Source organism: Lactobacillus crispatus (assembly GCF_018987235.1).
Taxonomy (GTDB): domain Bacteria; phylum Bacillota; class Bacilli; order Lactobacillales; family Lactobacillaceae; genus Lactobacillus; species Lactobacillus crispatus.
On sequence record NZ_CP072197.1, the window covers coordinates 1,605,941 to 1,627,251 of the forward strand.

19 protein-coding genes are annotated in these 21,311 nt (G+C 38.0%); 1 reads left to right on the plus strand and 18 read right to left on the minus strand.

Going from position 1 to position 21,311, the window contains the following annotated elements; genetic code table 11:
- Positions 1–38: 38 nt before the first annotated feature.
- The 12 genes from J6L97_RS07850 to J6L97_RS07905 all read right to left on the minus strand — a co-directional run bounded on the left by J6L97_RS07850 (position 39) and on the right by J6L97_RS07905 (position 13,806).
- The gene (locus J6L97_RS07850) at positions 39–1,763 is read right to left on the minus strand and encodes a phospho-sugar mutase (RefSeq protein ID WP_057727008.1); all 1,725 of its coding nucleotides are present in this window, start codon (positions 1,761–1,763) and stop codon (positions 39–41) included.
- A 94-nt stretch (positions 1,764–1,857) separates the two neighbouring features.
- Positions 1,858–3,036, minus strand: coding sequence for an IS256 family transposase (locus tag J6L97_RS07855; RefSeq protein WP_005728142.1), 1,179 nt, complete (start codon positions 3,034–3,036; stop codon positions 1,858–1,860).
- 273 nt (positions 3,037–3,309) lie between these two features.
- Positions 3,310–4,248, minus strand: a complete 939-nt coding sequence (trxB, locus tag J6L97_RS07860) for a thioredoxin-disulfide reductase (RefSeq protein WP_005718646.1) — start codon at positions 4,246–4,248, stop codon at positions 3,310–3,312.
- 81 nt (positions 4,249–4,329) lie between these two features.
- A complete protein-coding gene (locus J6L97_RS07865) occupies positions 4,330–5,349 on the minus strand; it encodes an NAD(P)H-dependent glycerol-3-phosphate dehydrogenase (protein WP_013086058.1) in 1,020 nt (339 codons plus the stop codon).
- Positions 5,350–5,389: 40 nt separating this feature from the next.
- On the minus strand, positions 5,390–6,229 hold the full coding sequence (lgt, locus tag J6L97_RS07870; protein WP_013086057.1) for a prolipoprotein diacylglyceryl transferase: 840 nt from the start codon (positions 6,227–6,229) through the stop codon (positions 5,390–5,392).
- Positions 6,222–7,190, minus strand: a complete 969-nt coding sequence (gene hprK / locus J6L97_RS07875) for an HPr(Ser) kinase/phosphatase (protein ID WP_005718642.1) — start codon at positions 7,188–7,190, stop codon at positions 6,222–6,224. The genes lgt and hprK overlap by 8 nt, the downstream gene beginning before the upstream one ends.
- Positions 7,191–7,204: 14 nt before the next feature.
- The gene (locus J6L97_RS07880; protein WP_013086056.1) at positions 7,205–7,477 is read right to left on the minus strand and encodes a hypothetical protein; all 273 of its coding nucleotides are present in this window, start codon (positions 7,475–7,477) and stop codon (positions 7,205–7,207) included.
- A gap of 8 nt (positions 7,478–7,485) precedes the next feature.
- Positions 7,486–8,602, minus strand: a protein-coding gene (prfB, locus tag J6L97_RS07885; RefSeq protein WP_098034847.1) for a peptide chain release factor 2 whose coding sequence is annotated in 2 segments (ribosomal slippage) — positions 7,486–8,529 and positions 8,531–8,602 — 1,116 coding nt in all. Because the reading frame shifts where the segments join, the coding sequence is not laid out codon by codon here.
- Between the two features lie 64 nt (positions 8,603–8,666).
- Entirely contained in the window at positions 8,667–11,066 is a 2,400-nt protein-coding gene (secA, locus tag J6L97_RS07890) for a preprotein translocase subunit SecA (RefSeq protein WP_057726538.1), read from the minus strand.
- Positions 11,067–11,207: 141 nt separating this feature from the next.
- On the minus strand, positions 11,208–11,753 hold the full coding sequence (gene hpf, locus J6L97_RS07895; protein ID WP_005718638.1) for a ribosome hibernation-promoting factor, HPF/YfiA family: 546 nt from the start codon (positions 11,751–11,753) through the stop codon (positions 11,208–11,210).
- An 80-nt stretch (positions 11,754–11,833) separates the two neighbouring features.
- The gene (locus J6L97_RS07900) at positions 11,834–12,529 is read right to left on the minus strand and encodes a ComF family protein (RefSeq protein ID WP_057726539.1); all 696 of its coding nucleotides are present in this window, start codon (positions 12,527–12,529) and stop codon (positions 11,834–11,836) included.
- On the minus strand, positions 12,526–13,806 hold the full coding sequence (locus J6L97_RS07905) for an ATP-dependent helicase ComFA (protein WP_057726540.1): 1,281 nt from the start codon (positions 13,804–13,806) through the stop codon (positions 12,526–12,528). The genes J6L97_RS07900 and J6L97_RS07905 overlap by 4 nt, the downstream gene beginning before the upstream one ends.
- A 45-nt stretch (positions 13,807–13,851) precedes the next feature.
- Between J6L97_RS07905 and J6L97_RS07910 the strand changes: the two genes are divergently transcribed.
- Positions 13,852–14,514 carry a YigZ family protein gene (locus J6L97_RS07910; protein ID WP_057726541.1) on the plus strand — a complete coding sequence of 221 codons (663 nt, stop codon included), beginning with the start codon at positions 13,852–13,854 and terminating at the stop codon, positions 14,512–14,514.
- Between the two features lie 34 nt (positions 14,515–14,548).
- Here the strand turns inward: J6L97_RS07910 and J6L97_RS07915 are convergent, their stop codons facing one another.
- The 6 genes from J6L97_RS07915 to ymfI all read right to left on the minus strand — a co-directional run bounded on the left by J6L97_RS07915 (position 14,549) and on the right by ymfI (position 21,308).
- Positions 14,549–15,706 (minus strand): glycosyltransferase family 4 protein, encoded by a 1,158-nt coding sequence (locus J6L97_RS07915; protein ID WP_005718634.1) that lies wholly within the window; start codon positions 15,704–15,706, stop codon positions 14,549–14,551.
- 104 nt (positions 15,707–15,810) lie between these two features.
- Positions 15,811–17,448: a ribonuclease Y gene (gene rny / locus J6L97_RS07920; RefSeq protein WP_057726542.1), complete on the minus strand. Its 1,638-nt coding sequence runs from the start codon at positions 17,446–17,448 to the stop codon at positions 15,811–15,813.
- Positions 17,449–17,563: 115 nt separating this feature from the next.
- Positions 17,564–18,664: a recombinase RecA gene (gene recA / locus J6L97_RS07925; RefSeq protein WP_013086050.1), complete on the minus strand. Its 1,101-nt coding sequence runs from the start codon at positions 18,662–18,664 to the stop codon at positions 17,564–17,566.
- A gap of 190 nt (positions 18,665–18,854) precedes the next feature.
- Positions 18,855–19,415 carry a CDP-diacylglycerol--glycerol-3-phosphate 3-phosphatidyltransferase gene (pgsA, locus tag J6L97_RS07930; RefSeq protein WP_005718631.1) on the minus strand — a complete coding sequence of 187 codons (561 nt, stop codon included), beginning with the start codon at positions 19,413–19,415 and terminating at the stop codon, positions 18,855–18,857.
- 17 nt (positions 19,416–19,432) lie between these two features.
- Positions 19,433–20,512, minus strand: coding sequence for a helix-turn-helix domain-containing protein (locus J6L97_RS07935; RefSeq protein ID WP_013086048.1), 1,080 nt, complete (start codon positions 20,510–20,512; stop codon positions 19,433–19,435).
- 67 nt (positions 20,513–20,579) lie between these two features.
- Positions 20,580–21,308, minus strand: coding sequence for an elongation factor P 5-aminopentanone reductase (ymfI, locus tag J6L97_RS07940; RefSeq protein ID WP_035443121.1), 729 nt, complete (start codon positions 21,306–21,308; stop codon positions 20,580–20,582).
- Positions 21,309–21,311 lie beyond the last annotated feature (3 nt).

A 21,311-nucleotide genomic window follows, 5' to 3' on the forward strand; every position in this document is an offset into this window, starting at 1 on the left:
TACTACCGCGAACGTGCTTTCGCACGAAAAATGCTTAATTATTTAAGTAAATCTGCTAAAGCCTTTTGATAATCTTCAGCTGCCTTTTCTGCAGTAGCAATGTCTTTTTTGTTTACACCAACATAGGCCTTAATTACTGGTTCAGTACCTGATGGGCGAAGTGCTACCCAGGTTTCATCATCTAAGAAGTACTTCAACACATTAGATTCTGGGAACCCTTCTAATGGTGTCTTCTTACCATTTTCAATAGTTTCTTTTTGCAAGAAATCTTGAATCTTAAGCACTTTACTACCGCCGATTTCGGTTAAGTGCTCATTACGCAACTTGCTCATTAATTCGGCCATCTTCTTTTGACCACCAATACCTGGCATTTCAATTGCACGGGTAATTTCATAAGCAACGCCATACTTTTGCCAAATTTCTTGCAAACCATCAAAGACAGTCATCCCACGTGAAGCATAGTATGAAGCAACTTCGGCAAACATCAATGCACCCTGCATGGCATCCTTATCACGAGCAAATGGTTTAAACAAATAGCCATAGCTTTCTTCAAAGCCCATCAAGAACTTAGCATCACCAGCTTTATTCATCCGGTCAACTTCTTCACCAATGTACTTAAAGCCCGTCAAAACATGCTTAGTCTTAATACCAAAGTCCTCTGCAATCTTAAATGGCAAAGCACTAGAAACAACTGAAGTAACGATCTCATAATCAGGGGTTAATTGACCATTTTCCTTCATATGAGCCAATAGGTAGTAAGCCATCAAAGTAGCAATTTGGTTACCAGTCAAAACTTGGAAATCACCATCAGTTTTTCTAACTGCTGCACCCATTCTATCAGCATCCGGGTCAGTAGCAATAATGACATTAGCATTTACCTTATTTGCCAACTTAAAACCAGGTTCAAAAACATCACGGTATTCTGGATTAGGCTTAATTGTGGTTGGAAATTCTGGATCAATGATTGATTGACTTGGCACAGGAATCACATTATCAAAGCCGCCTTGTCTGAAAGCACGATCATAAAGCATCTTGCCTGTACCATGAAGTGGAGTATAAATGATCTTTAACTTGTCAGCGTTGGCCTTAACCATCTCTGGATCAACAGTTACTTGCTTCAATTCATTCAAGTAATCTTCATCAACATCTTCACCTATTAACTGCAAGGTGCCATTAGCACGCAATTCTTTTACTGGTGCAGCCTTGACAGCAAAAATATCAGTTACTTTTTGAGCATAAGCAAAAAGTCGATCTGCATTATCTGGTGCCATTTGTGCACCATCTTCACCGTAAACTTTATAGCCATTGTATTGCTTAGCATTGTGTGAAGCAGTGATATTAATTCCAGCGAAAGTATGCAAATGACGTACTGCATATGAAAGTTCTGGTGTCGGTCTTAAATCATCAAATAAGTAAACATGAATTCCGTGTGCACCTAAAACTCTGGCAGCATGTTCTGCAAACTCTCTTGAGTGATATCTTGAATCAAAGGAAATAGCTACCCCACGCTTTTTAGCATCAGCACCATTTTCTTCAATTAAACGAGCTAAGCCTTCAGTTACTCGACCTACAGTAAACAAGTTAATCCGGTTGGTACCGGGTTCAAGACGACCACGCATCCCCGCAGTACCAAAATTAATATCCTGTCCAAAGGCATCTTCGATCCATTTTTCATCCTTGCCCAAAGTATTTAATTGATCTTTTAAATAATCTGGTAAATTAGTAGCTTTTTGCCATTCTGTATAAATTTCTTTAGCGTCCATCAATGTCCTCTATTCATTAAAAATCGGATTTCGAAACTGTCAAATCTTTTGTGTAAATAGATCTTTCTCGTAAATTGATTTTTTAATTATTTATTTAATCAAAGTAGGATTCTAAGGTGTCCTGAACCTGACCAAAGCCTTTATGAATTCGATTGAAATAACGGTCATTGTAGCTCATTGCCTGGATGCCAATAAATGCATCAAGCGACTGTTCAGTTGGAAATTCTGCCTTAGGCTTAGCTTTACGCTTGATGACGTTGTTAAAGGATTCAATCATATTGGTTGAATAAATTGAAGCTCTGATTTGTTTGGGATAATTGTAGAAGACTAGCAGATCGGGCTCAATTTCCTTCAAACCTTTGATGACATGGCTATAAGCTTTATTCCATTTGGCATAGAATTTGTGCAAGACAGCTGCAGCTTCTTTTTTGCTTGTCTGTTGATGTATCTGCTTGAATTCGTTCATGATCTTTTCACGATCGTCGACGCGTACTTTAGCGCAGATATTGCGCATGACATGAACCAGGCAGCGTTGAAAATGAGCTTTAGGATAAGTCCTGGCCAAGGCTGTTTTCATGCCAACAACACCATCAGAAAGAAAAAGCTCAACTTGCTTCAAGCCTCTGGACTTCATGTTTTGAAGCATCTCTGTCCAAACTTCAATGTTCTCACTAGGAGCAATGCAGTAGTCAATGACTTCCTTATGTCCATTAGGTTTAATGCCAATGGCAATATATACTGCTTCACGCTCAAACGTTTCTCGGCGCAAAGGAAGGTATGTCGCATCCAAATAGACACAGAAAAACTTGTCGCTTAGCTTGCGCTTGTGATAAGCCTCAATCTTGGGGAGCATCTGCTTGGAAATATTTGATACTTGAGCTGGACTATAATGACTGCCATACATTTTCTCAATCAAGTCAGCGATTTCTCTGGTAGTTACGCCTTTGGAGTATAGCTTGATAATCGTGCTTTCCAAAACATCAGAGTGCTGCTTGTAGTCAGGCAGCGTGTGCTGATGAAACTGACCGTTGCGGTCTCGAGGCACTTGCACTTCAATTGGTCCAAACTGGGTATCAACCTTGCGGAAATAAGCACCATTTCTAGAATTGCCAGTATTCCAGCCATTTCTGGCATAGGGATCATAGCCTAGAAAGGCAGTCAACTCAGCTTCTAGCAAGTTATTAACAGCCTGTTGTAGCTCTTTGCGCAATAAATCATTTATTTTGTCTGGATTGAATAGAGCTTGAGCAAAATCTTTGGTAAAATCATTCATGAAGGAGTTCTTCTTTCTGTATGTGTTTTTTTGTTCAAACCAATCATACGAGAAAGGAACTCCTTTTTCTAATGTTTAAAGAAATAAATTTAAGGAATCATTCATCCTTACACAAACTATTTTACAGTCTCCGGATTTCTAAAGCGCTTTCAAATTATTAACGATTTTCTATTATCTGCTATTAATTATAGAACTTATTAGTCATTAATTTAAGCTTTAGACAAAAAAAGACATGTCCAATACGAACATGTCTTAATGAAAAAACGAATAAATTTAATTTTTCTTGTCTTGTAAGTCTTGGTAGTAATTATATGCAGCTTGACCAGCTACACTACCTTCACCAACTGCATTAGCAATTTGGCGTAAATCTTTTTGACGAACATCACCTAAAGCAAAGATACCAGGCACCTTAGTTTCCATATGATCATCAGTTACAATCCAACCATGGTCATCCAAGATACCAAGATCCTTAAAAGGTTCAGTTTGTGGTAAAACACCCACGTAAATAAAGACACCAGCAACTGGAATTTCTTTTTCGGCACCAGTTTCCTTATCGCGGTACTTAACCCCTGTGACTTTCATGTCATCGCCTAAGATTTCTTCAGTTTGTGCATTCCAAATGAAATGCATCTTCTTGTTTGCAAATGCACGCTTTTGCAAAGTTGGTTGTGCTCGCAATTGATCACGGCGGTGAATAACTGTAACGCTCTTAGCTAATTGTGAAAGATAAATTCCTTCTTCAATTGCTGAATCACCACCACCGATGACAGCTACATCTTCATCTTTAAAGAAAGCGGCATCGCAGACGGCACAATATGAAACACCTTTGCCTGAATATTCTTCTTCTCCAGGCACATTCAAATGCTTATGATCTGAACCTGTAGCAATAATTACGATCGGTGCACGATACTCATTGCCATCATCAGTTTTAACTAACTTATCCTCGCCATCGAGTTCAACACTTTGTACGTTGCCATACTTATAATCTGGTTCAAACTTCATCATTGTGTCGTACATCTTTTGACTAAGTTCTGGACCTTTGATTTCAGAAAAACCAGGATAATTGTCGATAGCATCAGTATTGTTCATTTGACCGCCATAGGGACCGCGATCAAGAACAAGAATCTTTAAGTTAGCACGCGCAGCATATAAGCCAGCAGTCATTCCACCAGGACCTGCACCAATAATAATTACGTCGTATTTATCAGCCATAATCTATCCTTCTTTCTACTTACTTTTGATAAGTAAATAATACAATAGATTTACCTTCTTGCCAACTATTTTGCTTATCTTTTATAAACGAATTTCAGGCTTTGGTTCTCTACCCATCATTTTCTTAATTTCTGTATCAACATCAGCATCTTCATAAAGAACACGGTAGATTGCCTCTGAAATTGGCATATCAATGCCCTTTTCTTCACATAATTCGTGAACAGCTTTAACAGTAGTAGCGCCTTCGACAACTTGTCCCATATTTTTCAAAACGTAATCTAAAGTCTTGCCTTCGCCGATTTGTTTACCAGCACGCCAATTACGTGAGTTTACTGAAGTACAAGTTACAATTAAGTCACCAATACCTGACAAGCCTGAGAAGGTCATTGGCTTAGCACCAAAGTATTGCACACCCAAACGAGTGATTTCTGCTAAACCTCTAGTCATCAAGGCAGCTTTGGCGTCATCACCATATCCTTGGCCTACTAAAATACCTGCAGCAATCGCAATTACGTTCTTAACGGCACCACCAACTTCTACACCTACTAAATCATCGTTAGTGTAGAAACGAACGTAGTCATTGGAGAACAATTCTTGTACCCGCTTAGCATTTTCTTCATTAGTTGATGCACATGCAATCGCGGTTAAATCTTTTTGAGCAACATTTTCTGCGTGACTAGGACCTGAAATTGCAACAATCTTATCTTCATCATCTGGATAAATTTCTTCAGTTAAAATTTCAGAAATAAGCTTCTTACTGCCTGGTTCAATCCCTTTAGTTGCAGTAACTAACAGTGGCTTAGCACCCGTCTTATCTAAAACCTTGCGTACGTTTTTAGCAACGATTCTAACTGCCTTAGTTGGCAAAACAAATAAAACAAGTTCTGCCCCATCAAGAGCTGCTTCCAAATCACCAGTAGCCTTGGTATTCTCATTTAATTTCCAATCCTTCATATAATGGCTATTGGTGTGGTGAGCGTTAATTTCTTCATTAACACTATCAATGTTACCGTAAAGAGTTACATCGTTACCATTATCGGCTAACATTGAACCCAATACTGAACCCCATGAACCATTACCTAAAACTGCAATCTTTATCATTTTTTCTCTCAAACTTTCTAATTAAAATCTTTTATTAATTCTAATCTCTTGAATACGGGTATTTTAATCCACTACCATCCAAATACCATTTTGGCTTAACGACTTTCCGCCGATAAATCCATAAAATAATTGTAGCAATAAAGAGGATTAAACTTAATGCCTGTGATACTCGTATTATACCAAAAATATACAGACTATCTGTCCTCATTCCTTCAACGAAGAACCTTACTACACTATACCAAAGAAGATAGGTCATGAAAACTTCTCCCTGCTTGAAGAGATGTTTTTTATGACGCAAGGATAGAATTAAGATTAAGCCAATCAAATTAAAAAATGATTCGTACAAAAAAGTTGGTTGATAATACGTCCCACCTATTTTCATTTGCTCAATAATAAATTGTGGTAAGTGTAAGCTTTGTAAAAAATGAAGAGTAGTTGGTGCGCCGTGCGCCTCTTGATTAACAAAATTACCCCAGCGCCCCAAAATCTGAGCTGCCATGACTCCAGGAGCAATGATATCCAGCATTAAAAATGGAGGTAGCATTCGTTTATAACAGAAAATCAACAGCACAATTAAGCCGGCAATTAAACCACCATAAATCGCAATCCCACCATTCCAAATCGCAATAATTTGCTCGGGATGCTGTGAATAATAACCCCATTCAAAAATCACATAATAAATACGTGCTCCAACATACCCTAACGGTACTGCCCACAATAGCAAATCGACAAAATCATCTGGAATAATTTGACGTTTTTTTCCTTCGTTAATCGCCATCCAGCAAGCTAACACAATGGCTACTGCCATAATGATGCCATACCATTTGACACTTAAATTCCCTAAATGAAAGGCCACCGGATTAATTACTAAATTAGTCATTATGCGGCACCTTATTCGTATCTTCTTTTGAGTGCTCTGAAATCAGACTAGTCAAATTATTATCAAAAGTTTGAGTTGCATCATAGCCCATCTTCTTAGCTCTGAAGTTCATCGCTGCAACTTCAATAATAATTTCAATATTGCGTCCAACCTTAACTGGAATATTAACCTGTGGAATTGGTACATTGCAGATTTCACGCGTATTTTCTTGAAAACCTAGGCGATCATAATTAGCTTTTGGATCCCAATTAACCAAATTAATTACCAGTTGGATTTCCGTTCTATTTTTTACGGCACCGGCACCAAATAAATTCATCACATCAATAATGCCAATTCCTCTGATCTCCATTAAGTGCTTTAAGATCTTTGGTGCTTCACCCACAACGGTATTATGGTCTTTTTGAAAAGCATCTACTCGATCATCCGCAATTAATCTGTGTCCTCTTTGAACTAATCCCAAAGCAGTTTCAGACTTACCAACACCAGATGCACCAGTTAACAGCACACCCATCCCTTTGATTTCAACTAAAACACCATGAATGCTGGTTCTTTTGGCTAAACGAGCACGCAAGTATTCAGTTAAAATACTGGATATATAGGTAGTTGACTCTCTTGTACGCAAAATTGGGATTTTGTGTTCCTCTGCTGCCGTAGTTAATTCTTCCGGTACAGGCAAAGATCGAGAAATCAAAAAACACGGTGTAGCCTTAGTACACATTTTGTTAAAGACATGCATTCTAATATCATGGTCCAAGCGTGCCGCATATGAAATTTCTGTCCGACCCAATAACTGAATTCGTTGCGCAGGATAAAAATCAAAATAACCAGTTAATTCTAATCCAGGGCGATAAATATCAGAAACATAAATTTCTTCATCTTTGATATATTCCTGTCCTTGGTAAACTTCAAGGATACTCTGATTGTCCTGGATCAATTTGCTTAATCTAACTTCATCAGCCATATTAGGCCTCCTAACTATTTATCAATATCTTTAGTGGTGACATTTCTAGCTTTTTTTCTTGGTCTAGGACCAGAAGTACTAGTAGCCTTAAACCACTCACGATAACTTCCACTACTTGGCATATTATCTTGATTTTTCCTTCCAGTAAACCGATAAATAAGCCAAATGATTAAAATCGCAATTACAGCTACTGGTAAAAGTAAAATAAATGCCTTAAATAGAACAAACAATAAACTTAAAATAATTAGCGCTACTAAAACAAGCGTTACAATTCCCATTAAACTCATTTTTTAACCTAATCTGGATTCTCTTGACTAAGCAACCACTGTAAATAGGAATAAATAAACGGTTGCAATTTTCCGTCCATTACTCCTTGAGCGTCAGCTGTTTCATGACCTGTCCGCAAATCTTTCACTAGGTTGTAAGGATGGAAAACATATGACCTAATTTGTGATCCCCAGCCAATCTCCTTTTGATCGCCTTTCAGAGCCTGCTTTTGCTTACGCTTTTTTTCTTCTTCTAAGTGAAAAAGCTTTGCTCTTAATTCATTCATCGCAGTTTCACGGTTTTGCAATTGTGAACGCTGTGCCTGAGACGTAGTCACAATTCCTGTTGGTAAGTGCGTAATTCTAACGGCACTAGAAGTTTTATTAATATGCTGCCCACCAGCACCACTAGAGCGGTAAACATCAATCCGTAAATCCTTAGGATCAATATCAATTTGAATACTGTCATCAACTTCTGGAATCACTTCTACAGAAGCAAATGATGTATGCCGTCTTTTAGCCGCATCAAATGGCGAAATTCTAACCAAACGATGGACACCATTTTCTGATTTAAGCATTCCGTAAGCATTTTTACCTACAATTCGCGCACTAACGCTCTTCAGCCCAGCTTCTTCACCAGGCTCATAATCGTTGATTTCAAATTTAAAACCAGCTGTATCACAATAACGTTGATACATTCTTAGAAGCATCTGTCCCCAGTCCATCGCTTCTGTACCGCCAGCACCAGGGTGAATTTCCATCAAAGCATTATGGCTATCATACTTACCCGACAAGAGCAGGTCTAACTCATAATTATGAAAATCTTCTTGCAGCGTAGCTAGATCCGCTTCAACTTCTTTTTGCAAGTCAGGATCTGGTTCTTCACGCAAAAGTTCAACCGCAGTAGTTTCGTCTTCGTAGCTAGTTTGCAATTTTAAAAATGAATCACGTTTTTCCTTTAATCGGTTGGTTTCACTAATTAATTTTTGCGCTTTTTCCTGGTTATTCCAAAAATCAGGCTGCGCCATCTTGTTTTCATTAATTTCGATGCTTTCATCAATCGCATCTAAGTCAAAGAGACCCCCTAAAGTGATTTAGACGTTTTTTTAGTTCATCTAACACACTTTGAATTTCACTAATTTCCATTTTTACCTACCATCTTTTATTTTATTGCAAAAAAAGGGAAGCTCTTAACTCCCCTTTTTCTTTATTAACGACTAAGATTTTGTCTAATTTCAGCCTTCATGAACAAACGAGTTACATCAAATTCAATATTTGAAATCATTTCTTCAAACATTCTGTAACCAGAATCTTGATATTCAACTAATGGGTTCAATTGACCGTATCCACGAAGACCAATTGATTGACGCAACTGATCCATTGCATCAATATGATCAGTCCAACGATCATCAACCACACGCAAGATAACTACCTTTTCAAATTCAAGCATTTGGCTAGGATCGCCTAAGGCCTTTTCCTTATCTTCGAAGTTTTGCTCAACAATGTCATAAAGCTTCTTCTTCAAATCTTCAACACTAATAGTCTTGAAGTCAATTGAGTCAGTTACCTTGTCTGAAGTCAAACTTGAGGAAATGAAATCGCGTAATGAGTCAAGACGCCATTCCTTGCGTTCACCTTGAGTAAACATTGCTACTTGGTGATCAATTGTTCTGTGAATCATTGGAATTAAAACATTCTTCAATGACTTATCAGCTTCAATGACCTGCATTCTTTCGCCGTAGATAATTTCACGTTGAATACGCATAACATCATCGTATTGCAAAGTTTGCTTACGAGTATCATAGTTATTACCTTCAACACGTTTTTGAGCAGATTCAACTTGGCGAGTAATCAAGCGACTTTCGATAACCTTATCATCATCATTATCTGATAAACGATCCAAGAAGTCCTTAACTCGATCACCACCAAAACGCTTCATCAAATCATCTTCAAGCGACAAGTAGAATCTGGTGTAACCTGGGTCACCCTGACGACCAGAACGACCACGAAGCTGGTTATCAATACGACGTGATTCGTGACGTTCAGTACCAATAACTGCCAGTCCACCAAGTTCCTTAACACCAGGCCCCAACTTAATATCAGTACCACGACCAGCCATGTTAGTAGCGATAGTTACCGCACCACGTTGACCCGCATTCATAATAATTTGAGCTTCTTTAGCGTGGTTTTTCGCGTTCAAAACTGCGTGCGGAATACCAGCTTCATCAAGCAAATGACTAAGTCTTTCTGAACTTTCAATGGCAACAGTACCAACCAAAACAGGTTGACCATTAGCGTGACGCTTCTTAATTTCTTCAACTACAGCGTGGAACTTAGAGTCCAAAGTTGGATACAAAATGTCTGGCATGTCTCTTCTGGCAATTGGACGGTTAGTAGGAATCGTGATTACCTGCATGTTGTAAATTTCACGGAATTCTTCCTCTTCAGTCTTAGCAGTACCAGTCATACCTGACAACTTCTTGTACATTCTGAAGAAGTTCTGGTAGGTAATAGTAGCTTGCGTTCTTGATTCTTCTTGAATCTTAACGCCTTCCTTAGCTTCAATAGCTTGGTGCAAGCCATCTGAGTAACGACGGCCTTCCATTACACGACCAGTGAATGAGTCAACGATCAAAACTTCGCCATCTTGAACAACGTAGTCGATATCCTTAAGCATGATGTAGTTGGCACGAAGAGCTTGGTCAATGTGGTGAACCAACTTTTGGTTTTCAACATCGTACAAGTTCTTTAGGCCAAAGTGTTGACAAGCCTTTTCAATACCAGTTCTGGTAAGTGAAATAGTCTTAGTTGACCAGTCAATCTTGTAATCGCCGTGATCTTCATCATCGTCGGCATCATCATCGCTCTTGTCTTCAGTCAAAGTCTTAACAAAGCGGTCAGCACGGATGTAATCACTGTTTGCTTGTTCAGCTTCACCAGAAATAATCAAAGGAGTTCTAGCTTCATCGATTAAGATAGAGTCAACTTCGTCGATGATAGCGTAGTTCAATGGACGTTGTACCATTTGTTCCTTGTAAACAACCATGTTGTCACGCAAATAGTCAAAGCCAAGTTCTGAGTTAGTTGAGTAAGTAACATCACAGTTGTAAGCTGCACGCTTTTCGTCTGGTGACATTGAGTTCAAGTTCAAACCAACAGTTAAGTCAAGCCACTTGTAAAGTTGACCCATTTCTTCTTCGTCACGACTTGAAAGGTATTCGTTAACAGTAACAACGTGTACACCCTTGCCTTCAAGTGCGTTCAAGTATACTGGCATGGTTGCTGTCAAAGTCTTACCTTCACCAGTCATCATTTCGGCGATGTTACCGTAGTGAAGTGCAATACCACCCAAAATTTGTACGTGGAATGGGTAAAGTCCTAATACACGCTTAGCACCTTCACGGGCAACCGCAAAAGCTTCTGGTAAAATATCGTCTAAACTTTCACCTTTCTTTAAACGATCACGAAATTCTGGTGTCTTTGCTTGCAATTGCTCATCAGATAATTTGCTCATCTCATCTGCATGAGCTTCCACCTTATCTGCTATTTTTTCAAACTTTTTAAGTTCTCGTTTATCATCGTTATATAGTTTCTTTAAAATATTTGCCATTAAATCGGTCCTTATATGTCGTAAAGTCTAAAAATACAGATTAATTTTAACATGATTGCTATCAAAAGAAAAATATCTCACACAAAAAACCCCACGCAAAACTCACGCGAGGTTCCAATGTGTAAAAGTATTTTAACTCAATTATTCGTTAGTTTCAATCAAACCGTAACGACCATCGTTTCTACGGTAAACAACGCTAGTGCCGTTAGTTTCTGCATCTTCAAATACGAAGAAGTCATGTTCCAACATGTCCATTTGTAAAATAGCTTCTTCTGGATCCATTGGCTTTAAGCTTACACGCTTGTTACGAACAATATCAAATTCGCTAGGCTTCTTTTCTTCTTCTTCAGGTTGTTCTACAAAGAAATCTTGTAATCCCTTTTCACGACTCTTTCTATTTACACGAGTCTTGTACTTTCTAATTTGACGTTCGAGTTTTTCAGAAACGAAGTCAATGCTACGATACATGTCATCCGTGGTTTCTTCGGCTCTCAAAACTAAGTATGGTAAAGGAATAGTAACTTCAACTTTAGCTGAGTGATCACGGTATACTCTCAAGTTTACGTGTGCAATCACATCTTGATTCAATTCGAAGTACTTCTCTAACTTGTTTAACCGCTTTTCTACATAGCTTCTCAAAGCATCAGTTACTTCAATATTTTCTCCACGAACATTGTACTTTAACATATAAGATTCTCCTTTCACCGCTATACGGTTTTTCTTTACAAATTTATTATACCAAAAAATGTAAGCGTTTCATAACAAATCTAATGACAAATTGAAAAGCTTTCAATTTTCATTTCAGGAAAACCTTGCTGCAAACAGTCTCGCGCGTGGTATAACGTGCGCCCAGTCGTGTAAATATCATCCAAAATTAATACTTTTCCTGAAATTATATTTTCCTTGATTTTGATATTTTTATCAATTAAAAAGCTTTGAGGCGTTTTAAGCCGTTCCTCTTTGTTTTTCTCCCCTTGGGCATGACTACCCGACTTTTTAATTAAAAACGGCGTCAGTGGCAAAATATCAGCATAAATAGCAAAAATTGTATCAAACTGTCGTCTTGATTGATGTTCAGGTGAAGTGGGCACGGGCACATAAAAGTCATAGTTAGTTTTACCCAAATAGTCATAACACAAATCTTGCAATACTTCCCGCAAAACATAATCTCCACGCCGCTTATAAGCAACCATCAAATCATGAAAAGCAGAATTATAACGATATAAAGCATGATTATGCAGAATATTTTTGCCATAAATGGCTTGCCAGTTTCGACAATCGCTACACATAAAGCCTTGACTTAGTTCCTTATCACAGCCAGAGCAGCGATTGTCTGCTAGCTTTTCAAATTGTTTTAAACACTGTAAACAAATCTTATTTTTTCGCGCTGGTTTAAAAGAAAAAAGCTGTGCAAATTGTACTGGTGGAGTAAACTCCTGCTCACATAATAAACAAGTTCTCATCTATTCATCCCCTTGATCTGCTTAATACTCTGTCGAATATTCTTGGTATAACGATGATAACAATACAAAACTAAGCCCGTTTGGTCATCGTGAGCCCGACCAACTCGACCTGCAATTTGCACCAAACTAGCAGCAGTATAAATTGCATCATCTGCTGCAATAATAATTACCCAAACATTTTTAAAAGTTACACCACGCTCTAAAATTGTGGTTGTCAACAATAAGTCATATTTACGATCACGAAAAGCCTGTACTTTTTCTAATCGTTGCGGATCTTGTGCATGAACACCGGCCAATTTAATTTTATTTTGCAACTTTTTTCGCAAAGCTTCTTGATAAAGCGGAATTTCTTCAATCCGTGGTACAAACAAAAGCAAAGGATGACCACTTTGAATGACTTTTTTAATCTCCTGCATTAATTTAGGATGAATTTGTCCCTTCCGCAAAAACGGCCTGATAAAAAGCCTTTCTCTTGGTACAGGCAATAATCCACCATGAAAACGCCGATTTAAGCGCAAAATTTCTAACTTCCCTGTTTTAGCTTCCAAAAGCAAATCGTTCGTTGGCGTTGCGGTTAAATACATTCGAGTCCCAGTTGTTTTAACCGCATTTTTGGCCGCAAAATGTAGTTGCGGATTACCTACATAAGGAAAAGAGTCTACCTCATCAATTACCAATAAATCAAAGGCACGATAAAACTTCATCAATTGGTGTGTAGTACAAATTGTCAACTGCTCTAGCCCTATTTCCTTAAATTCACGGCCATGATACTTACCGATCTCAACTTGGGCAAATGCTGCCGAAAATCTTGGAAACAGCTCATTTACCACATCAATTCTTGGTGTAGCAATACAAGCGCGCTTTCCTTTTTTCATACATCGAGCAATCAACTGAAACAACATCTCAGTTTTACCCGCCCCAGTTACAGCATGAACCAATGTATTTTTTCTTTGTTCAAAATTTTGTACTAATTTATCCGAAATATTCTGCTGCAATGGGGTTAGTTTACCTTGCCAGCTTAATCCCCCGTTTTTAACATGAGAAAAAGTATTATTACTGTCTTTTCTAATAAGCCAATCGCCCTCATTTGCACGTCCCAAGCCAATACAACCACGACAATAATATTTACCATTAGGCAGTCGACTATTAACTTGGCTGCCACAGCGATTGCATTTACCTTTTTCAATTACTGGAATTTTGCGGCATCCCTCAAATGTGCTAGAATCCTCTTGACTAACAATCCATTGACGACCTGATAATAGAGTCAAATCTTCCATATTTTTACCTCCCTATTATCTATTACGCAAAAAGAGGCGATTATTTTGTCAGAAAAGGAAAATTTTTTAACTATTAAAGAAAACGGCACCGGTGAATTAATTATCAAAAAGAGCAGATTCATTGCCAATATTGCCCGCACCACTACTACTGATGCGGCAAACGATTTTATTCAAAAAATCTCTAAAAAATATCGCGATGCTTCGCACAATACCTTTGCCTACACGATCGGCTTAAATGACGACCAGGTCAAAGAAAGCGATAATGGTGAGCCATCAGGTACGGCTGGTGTTCCTGAATTAAAAGCATTGCAATTAATGAATTTAAAAAACGTTACAGTCGTAGTAACCCGTTATTTTGGTGGAATCAAATTAGGAGCAGGCGGTTTAATTCGTGCCTATTCCAATAGTGTCACCAATGTTGTTGAAAAAGTCGGCGTCATTAAACGCGTTTTACAACAAGAATTAATTTTTAGCGTACCCTATAACCGCTTCGATGAAGTTGATCATTACCTAAAACAGCAAAAAATTTTTATTGTCAATACCGAATACGGTGTAGATGTTAAAATTCATATTTTTGTTAACGATGACCAACAAGCTAAACCTAAGGAAGACCTAACTAATTTATTGGCCGGACAGGTTACCTTTACTAATGGTGAAAAACGCTATAATGAAATTCCTGTTGAAGCTAATAATTATCATGAACAATAAAAAGAGCATTTGGATATTTCCAAATGCTTTTTTGCTACTTATTATTTTTTTTACTCTTCAATTGATCTGGTTTTTCGTCTCCTAAGTGCCAAACTTCAATTGTTGGATCAGTCTTACTCTTTTGATTAATAATTTTCTGAATTACATGCATCAAAGGATGGTATTTTTCACCCAATAAACCAATTGATTCCACAAAATACTCTAAGGCAATCAGCAAGCCTAAGATCAGAAGCCAAGTGCCCCAAGTTGGCGAAAGCAGGAATAATAAAGAAATAAATGAGAAAACCAATGATAATGCATAAATAGTCAATACCGTCTGTCGGTGCGTTAACCCCATTCGCATCAGCTGGTGATGTAAATGATGCTTGTCTGCTTCTGAAATTGGCTTTTTGTTTAGCTTTCTCCGAATCATTGCATAAACGGTGTCAGTAATAGGCACTCCCAAAATGATAATTGGGACCAACAATGAAATAAAAGTTACATTCTTTAACCCCTTCAGAGATAAAACGGCGATCATAAAACCAATATAAAGTGCACCCGTATCACCCAAGAAAATTTTTGCTGGATGGAAATTATATGGTAAAAAGCCCAATAAACAGGCAGCTAACATAAAACAAGCAATTGGGACATATAGCTGATGAGTGTGCAAGAAGAAATAACCTACGATCCCCATGGTAGTCAGAGAGATCATTGAAACCCCATCAGCTAGACCATCAAGTCCATCAATCAAGTTAACTGCATTAGTTAAAGCTAAGATCCAAAAAATAGTAATTGGGAAACTCCACCAACCTAGATTTACTTCATGTGCAATGAATGGCACCTTTAACACATTCATTCTGATTCCAGCTAAAAAGTAGATAATCAATGAAGCGATAAAAATCCCAAACATTTTTTGTCTAGGTTTTAACTCCAAAATATCGTCGATCAATCCCGTCAAAACAATTACGCTTGAAGCGAGTAAAATCGAAAAAATTTCATGAGTCGGAAATTGCTCACGCAACAGAACAAAAGTACCGATATTAAAAGTAACAAAAATCCCCAGTCCACCAATCGTTGGCATTGGTTTCTTATTAACTCGCCGGGCATTAGGATTATCAACAGCTCCTAAGACAAAGGCAAGACGTCGAATAAACGGTGTAATTGCCGCTGAAATAATTACTAATAAGAATAATTCAACAATAATTTTAAACATATTTGGCTACTTTCCTTATTTACTTGTTCTAATTATACAAGTAGTCAGTATTTTGCACAAATAGCAAAAAAAGTTTGGAAAAATTATCTTCCAAACTTTTTAATTTATTTAGCGATCGCCACAACTCTTTTTTCACGGATAACGGTAATCTTAATATTACCTGGATAATCAAGTTCTTTTTCAACCTGATTACGAATATCACGTGCCAAAATAACTGTCCGATCATCTGAAATTTCGTCAGGTTCAACCATCACACGAACTTCACGTCCCGCTTGAATTGCATAAGCCTGCTTAACGCCTTGGTAGCTCTTAGCAATCTTTTCCAATTCGGTCAAACGTCTAATATAATTTTCCAAACTCTCGCTTCTTGCACCAGGACGAGCACTAGAAATCGTATCTGCTGCAACAACAAGTTCAGCAATAAACGACAACTTAGGCACATCGCCGTGGTGTGCAGCAATCGCATTTACTACAACATCTGGTTCATGATATTTCCGAGTTAGTTCAACCCCAATTTCTACATGGGAACCTTCAATATCATGATCGATGGCTTTACCAATATCGTGTAATAACCCCGCGCGAACTGCTAATTTTTCATCCAAGCCTAATTCTGCAGCCATCGTGCCTGCTAGCTTACCAACTTCAATTGAATGTGACAAAACATTTTGTCCATAAGAAGTACGATATTTAAGACGACCTAGCGTCTTAACTAATTCAGGATTCATCCGGTGAATTCCCAGCTCCATCAAAGCACTTTCACCTGCTTCATAGATGTCATCGTTAACTTCTTTTCTGGCCTTATCGACCATTTCTTCAATTCTAGCTGGGTGAATGCGGCCATCCTTGATTAAGCGTTCCATCGCTCTTTTGGCAATTTCACGTCTAATTGGATCAAAACCACTCAAGGTAACAACCTTTGGCGTATCATCAATAATTAGATCTATTCCAGTCAAAGCTTCAAATGAACGGATATTGCGTCCTTCACGACCAATAATCCGTCCCTTCATCTCTTCATTTGGCAGATCAACAACAGATACAGTTGTTTCGGCAACTGTATCTGCCGCGCTACTTTGAATAGCATCCACAATGACCTGATTAGCATAATGATCAGCTTTAGCTTTTACTTCTTCGTTACTATTTCTGATCATCTCGGCTCGTTCTTTGACTAGTTCATCAGATAATTGACTAAGCACAATCTTCTTGGCTTCTTCCTCATCCAACTTAGCTACGTCATAAAGCTTTTGCCGTCTAGTTTCTACTAATTCTTCAGCCTCAGTTAATTTTGCCTTTAAGCTAGCATACTGCTGCTTTAATTGGTCTTCCTTTTGCGTGAGTCCACTTTCACGTTCATCTAATAAAGAATTCTTATGATCTAAGGTATCTTCACGTTGTTGTAAACGATTTTTCTCCCGAGCTAAATTATCTTTCTTGGAATTTAACTCATCCTCGGTCTTTTGCCTAAAATCACGAATTTGTTCTTGAGCTTCAAGAATTTTTTCTTTTTTAGTATTTTCTGCACTTTGCTTAACAGCCGCTGCTGCTTGCTTTTGTGCATTAACTTCAGCTTGTGCTGCAGCAACCTGTGCCTTAGCATCAGCTAAAATGTGGTCAGCATCATTCTGGGCATTTTGAGCTTTTTGTTCCCAAGAATGCTTGCGAATTGCATAACCAACCACTGAACCCACCAAGAGTGAAACAATGGCAGTTGCGACGGGAATCATAATTGTTAAAATATTATTCATGATTACTATCGCCTTTTTTAGAATTATTCACACAACTTTTATGATAAAGAACCTATCTGTTCATGTCAATTAAATCAAAAAACCTTGGAAAATAAATCCAGGGTTTTTGACATAATTATTTAGCTTGATCAGACTTTTTATCTGTAGCAGCTTCTTTTTCTGTCTTGGCTTCTTCGCGCTTCTCCTTGATCTTTTCTGGATCTTCACGATCAGCAATTGACTTTTCATCAATCCCGTAAGCTTGACGCACTTGCTTTTGGATATCTTGATAAATATCTGGATGCTCTTCTAGATACTTCTTAGCATTCTCACGTCCCTGACCAATTCGATCACTCTTGTAAGAGTACCAAGAACCTGCTTTATCGATAATGTCCTTATCAGCAGCCATGTCCAGTAATTCACCACTTTGTGAAATTCCCTTACCGTACATAATGTCTACTTCTGCCACCTTAAATGGTGGAGCAACCTTGTTCTTAACAACTTTAATTTTAACTCTGTTACCAAGAACATCTCCTGATTGCTTAATCTGTTCAGCTCTTCTTACTTCCAATCTAATAGTTGAGTAAAACTTAAGAGCACGACCACCTGGGGTAGTTTCAGGATTACCAAACATTACCCCAACTTTTTCACGAATCTGGTTAATAAAGATGGCAATAGTTTTGGTTTTAGAAATATTACCTGATAGCTTACGCAAAGCTTGACTCATTAATCTCGCTTGTAAACCAACATGGGCATCCCCCATCTCGCCTTCAATTTCTGCTCGTGGTACTAAGGCAGCAACAGAGTCGACTACTACAATGTCAATTGCCCCACTGGAAATCAAAGTATCAGCGATTTGCAAACCTTCTTCACCAGTATTAGGTTGTGACAAAATTAATGAATCAATATCTACACCTAAAGCTTCAGCATAAGCAGGGTCCATCGCATTCTCTGCATCAATATAAGCTGCAGTACCACCACGCTTTTGTACCTCAGCTACAGCATGAAGGGCTACAGTAGTCTTACCAGATGATTCTGGGCCATAAACTTCAATAATACGACCACGAGGATATCCACCTACACCGATAGCAGCATCTAAAGCTAATGAACCTGTTGGCACTGTTGAAATTTGCGTATCAGCTTTTTCGCCCATCCGCATTACAGCACCCTTACCGAAATTCTTTTCGATTTTTTTAAGCGCTGCATCTAAAGCAGCCTGTTTTTCGTCTTTGGCCATTAATGTCCTCCTATTTTTCGTACCTAATAATTATACTTTGACCGCCGTCCAATTTGCAAGAGAAATGCAAACGAACGTTCAAAGGATTTTTTACCCTCTATTATTTATTACGCAAAAAATCGCCATTATTTTTTTACAAAATAAAAAAGAAGCAAATGCTTCTTTTAATCATTCTTGACTTAATACTATTTTACATTGAGCCCTTGAATACGCCCCATGATTGGTGGAAGTAATCGTAACCTGAGTAAATAGTAAAGATCAACGCAAGGTAAAGTAAGATAGTACCAATGTGGAAGAAGTCACCAATCAATAAGAAAATGATTGATAACATTTGGCAAGTAGTCTTAATTTTACCAGGCATCTTTGCTGCTAAAACTTGTCCTTCATTTTCTGCTAAGATCAAACGCAAACCAGTAACAGCCAATTCACGACAAACGATGATAGCTACTACCCATGCTGGAGCAAGTTTCAATTCAACTAAGAAAATGAAAGCAGTCATAGTTAACATCTTATCAGCTAATGGATCAGCAAACTTACCAAAATTGGTTACCATATTACGTGAACGCGCAATGTGACCGTCAAACCAATCAGTAGCCGAAGCAACAGCAAAAACGATAGCAGCAATAACACGACTCCAAACAACAGTTGAGCCTGCTGCTTGAACACTAGCATTCCCACCAAAAATGATGATTAACATAAATACTGGAATCAAAAAGATTCTAAAAACAGTAAGTTTATTAGGTAAATTCATTCTAACACTCCTAGATTTTAATTGTTGTTATTATTTCCACCATCATTGCCATTGTTAGTGTCTGCTGATGATTGAGTAGTAGATGATTGTTGAGTTTGACTACTTTGTTGGGTTTGTTGGCTACTTTGAGTAGTAGTAGATGATTGTTGACGACTGCTTTGATGAGTAGCACTGCTTTGAGTAGTTGTACGGCTTTGGGTAGAACTACTATTGGTTGTATTGTTATTAGTAGAGCCCGTATTATTAGAACTACTATTATTTTGACTAGTAGTTCCCTTAGCCTTACCAATCAACAAAGTAATTGTCCTGTACGCATTGTTTGCTGTATATGGGATTTTCTTACCTGCAATAGTGATTGAAGTACCATTATCGTTGCCTAAAGTAATCACTACTCTCTCTGCATTGCTTGGCAAAGTCATAGTGTGCTTTTGATTAGCAAGTAAAGTTGATTGCCAGCTATTAGCATTACCATTGACTTGTACACCTGCTGAAATATTTTGGTTTTCACCAGCACGCACAACTAGGCGACGGTTTTTATTCAAGCCAGTAACTCGGTACTCATTGTCACTAACCTTAGTAACCTTAACTTTATTGACTACTACTTTTTTAGCTTTCTTAGAAGATGACGATGATGACTTTTGTGATGAAACAGTTACATCATTATTATCAGCTTGGTTCTTTTGACCACCTGAAGAAAGACGAGCATACAAAACGTACACTACAAGAATTACGATAATTACACCAAGTCCGATCGCAATTCGTGGCAAGTAATTCTTCCACAAATTTTTCTTATTGTCGGTGGTTTCTCGTACTTCTTCACTCTTATTATCAATCGAGTTTTCTACGTACTCATCTGGCTTAGCTTCTGGTACATCATCGTGGTAATCACTTAATAACTCCTTACCATCCAAGCCAACAACTTGTGCATATTGACGAATAAATGCTCTAACATAAAAATCGCCTGGAAGTTTATCAAATTCATTCTTCTCAATCGCTTCAAGATATCTGCTCTGAATTTTAGTAGCTTTTTCAATATCTGCAATTGAAAGTCCCTTAGCCTCTCTGGCGCTCTTTAATTTATCTCCGATATCTGCCATATTTACCTCTTCAAATTTTAATTTATCATGTTGAGTATACCATAAAATTCTTATTACAACGTCTTAGTTATAAAAGCCATCCACCTGTAACATAAATTGTCTGTCCTGTTAAATAACTACTACGTCGATCTAGCAGTGTTCTAACCCAGTATGAAATATCACTGCCATTGGCCCAACGACCAACTGGGATTTCATCTTTTACCTCTTGAATCGTATCCTCAGAAAAGAATGCATTCATTTTGGTTTTAACCGCACCAGGCGCAATTACATTAACCGTTAAGTTATTGGAAGCAACTTCACGCGCATAAGCCTGAGCGAACCTGGTTAAACCACCTTTAGTTGCACTATAGACGCTTTCTAATGCACTACCTGCACCACCATAGACTGAGCCTAAATAAACTATACGACTAAAATCTCGTTTCATCAGTTGTGGCTCTAACAATTTAGTTAACTTAATTGGCACAGTAAGATTAATATTAATCAGATCAGTGATATTTGCTAATTTTTCATCACCTAAAAAACCATACTTAGTAATTCCTTGAGCAAAAACTACTGCATTAACTGGCAACAAGTTTTTAACAAAATCTGTTAACTGTGCATCCCCTGTCGCAAAATCCAACTGTAGCGACATAAAATCCTGGTCAGGATGCTTAGCAAACAGCTCTTGAACTAAATTTTCAGCTTTTTGAGAATTAGAATGATAATGCAAGTATAATGACCAACCGGCATCTGCCAAATCTCGACAAATATCTTGACCAATACCGCCAGTTGCACCAAAGACAATTGCTCGCTTCAACTT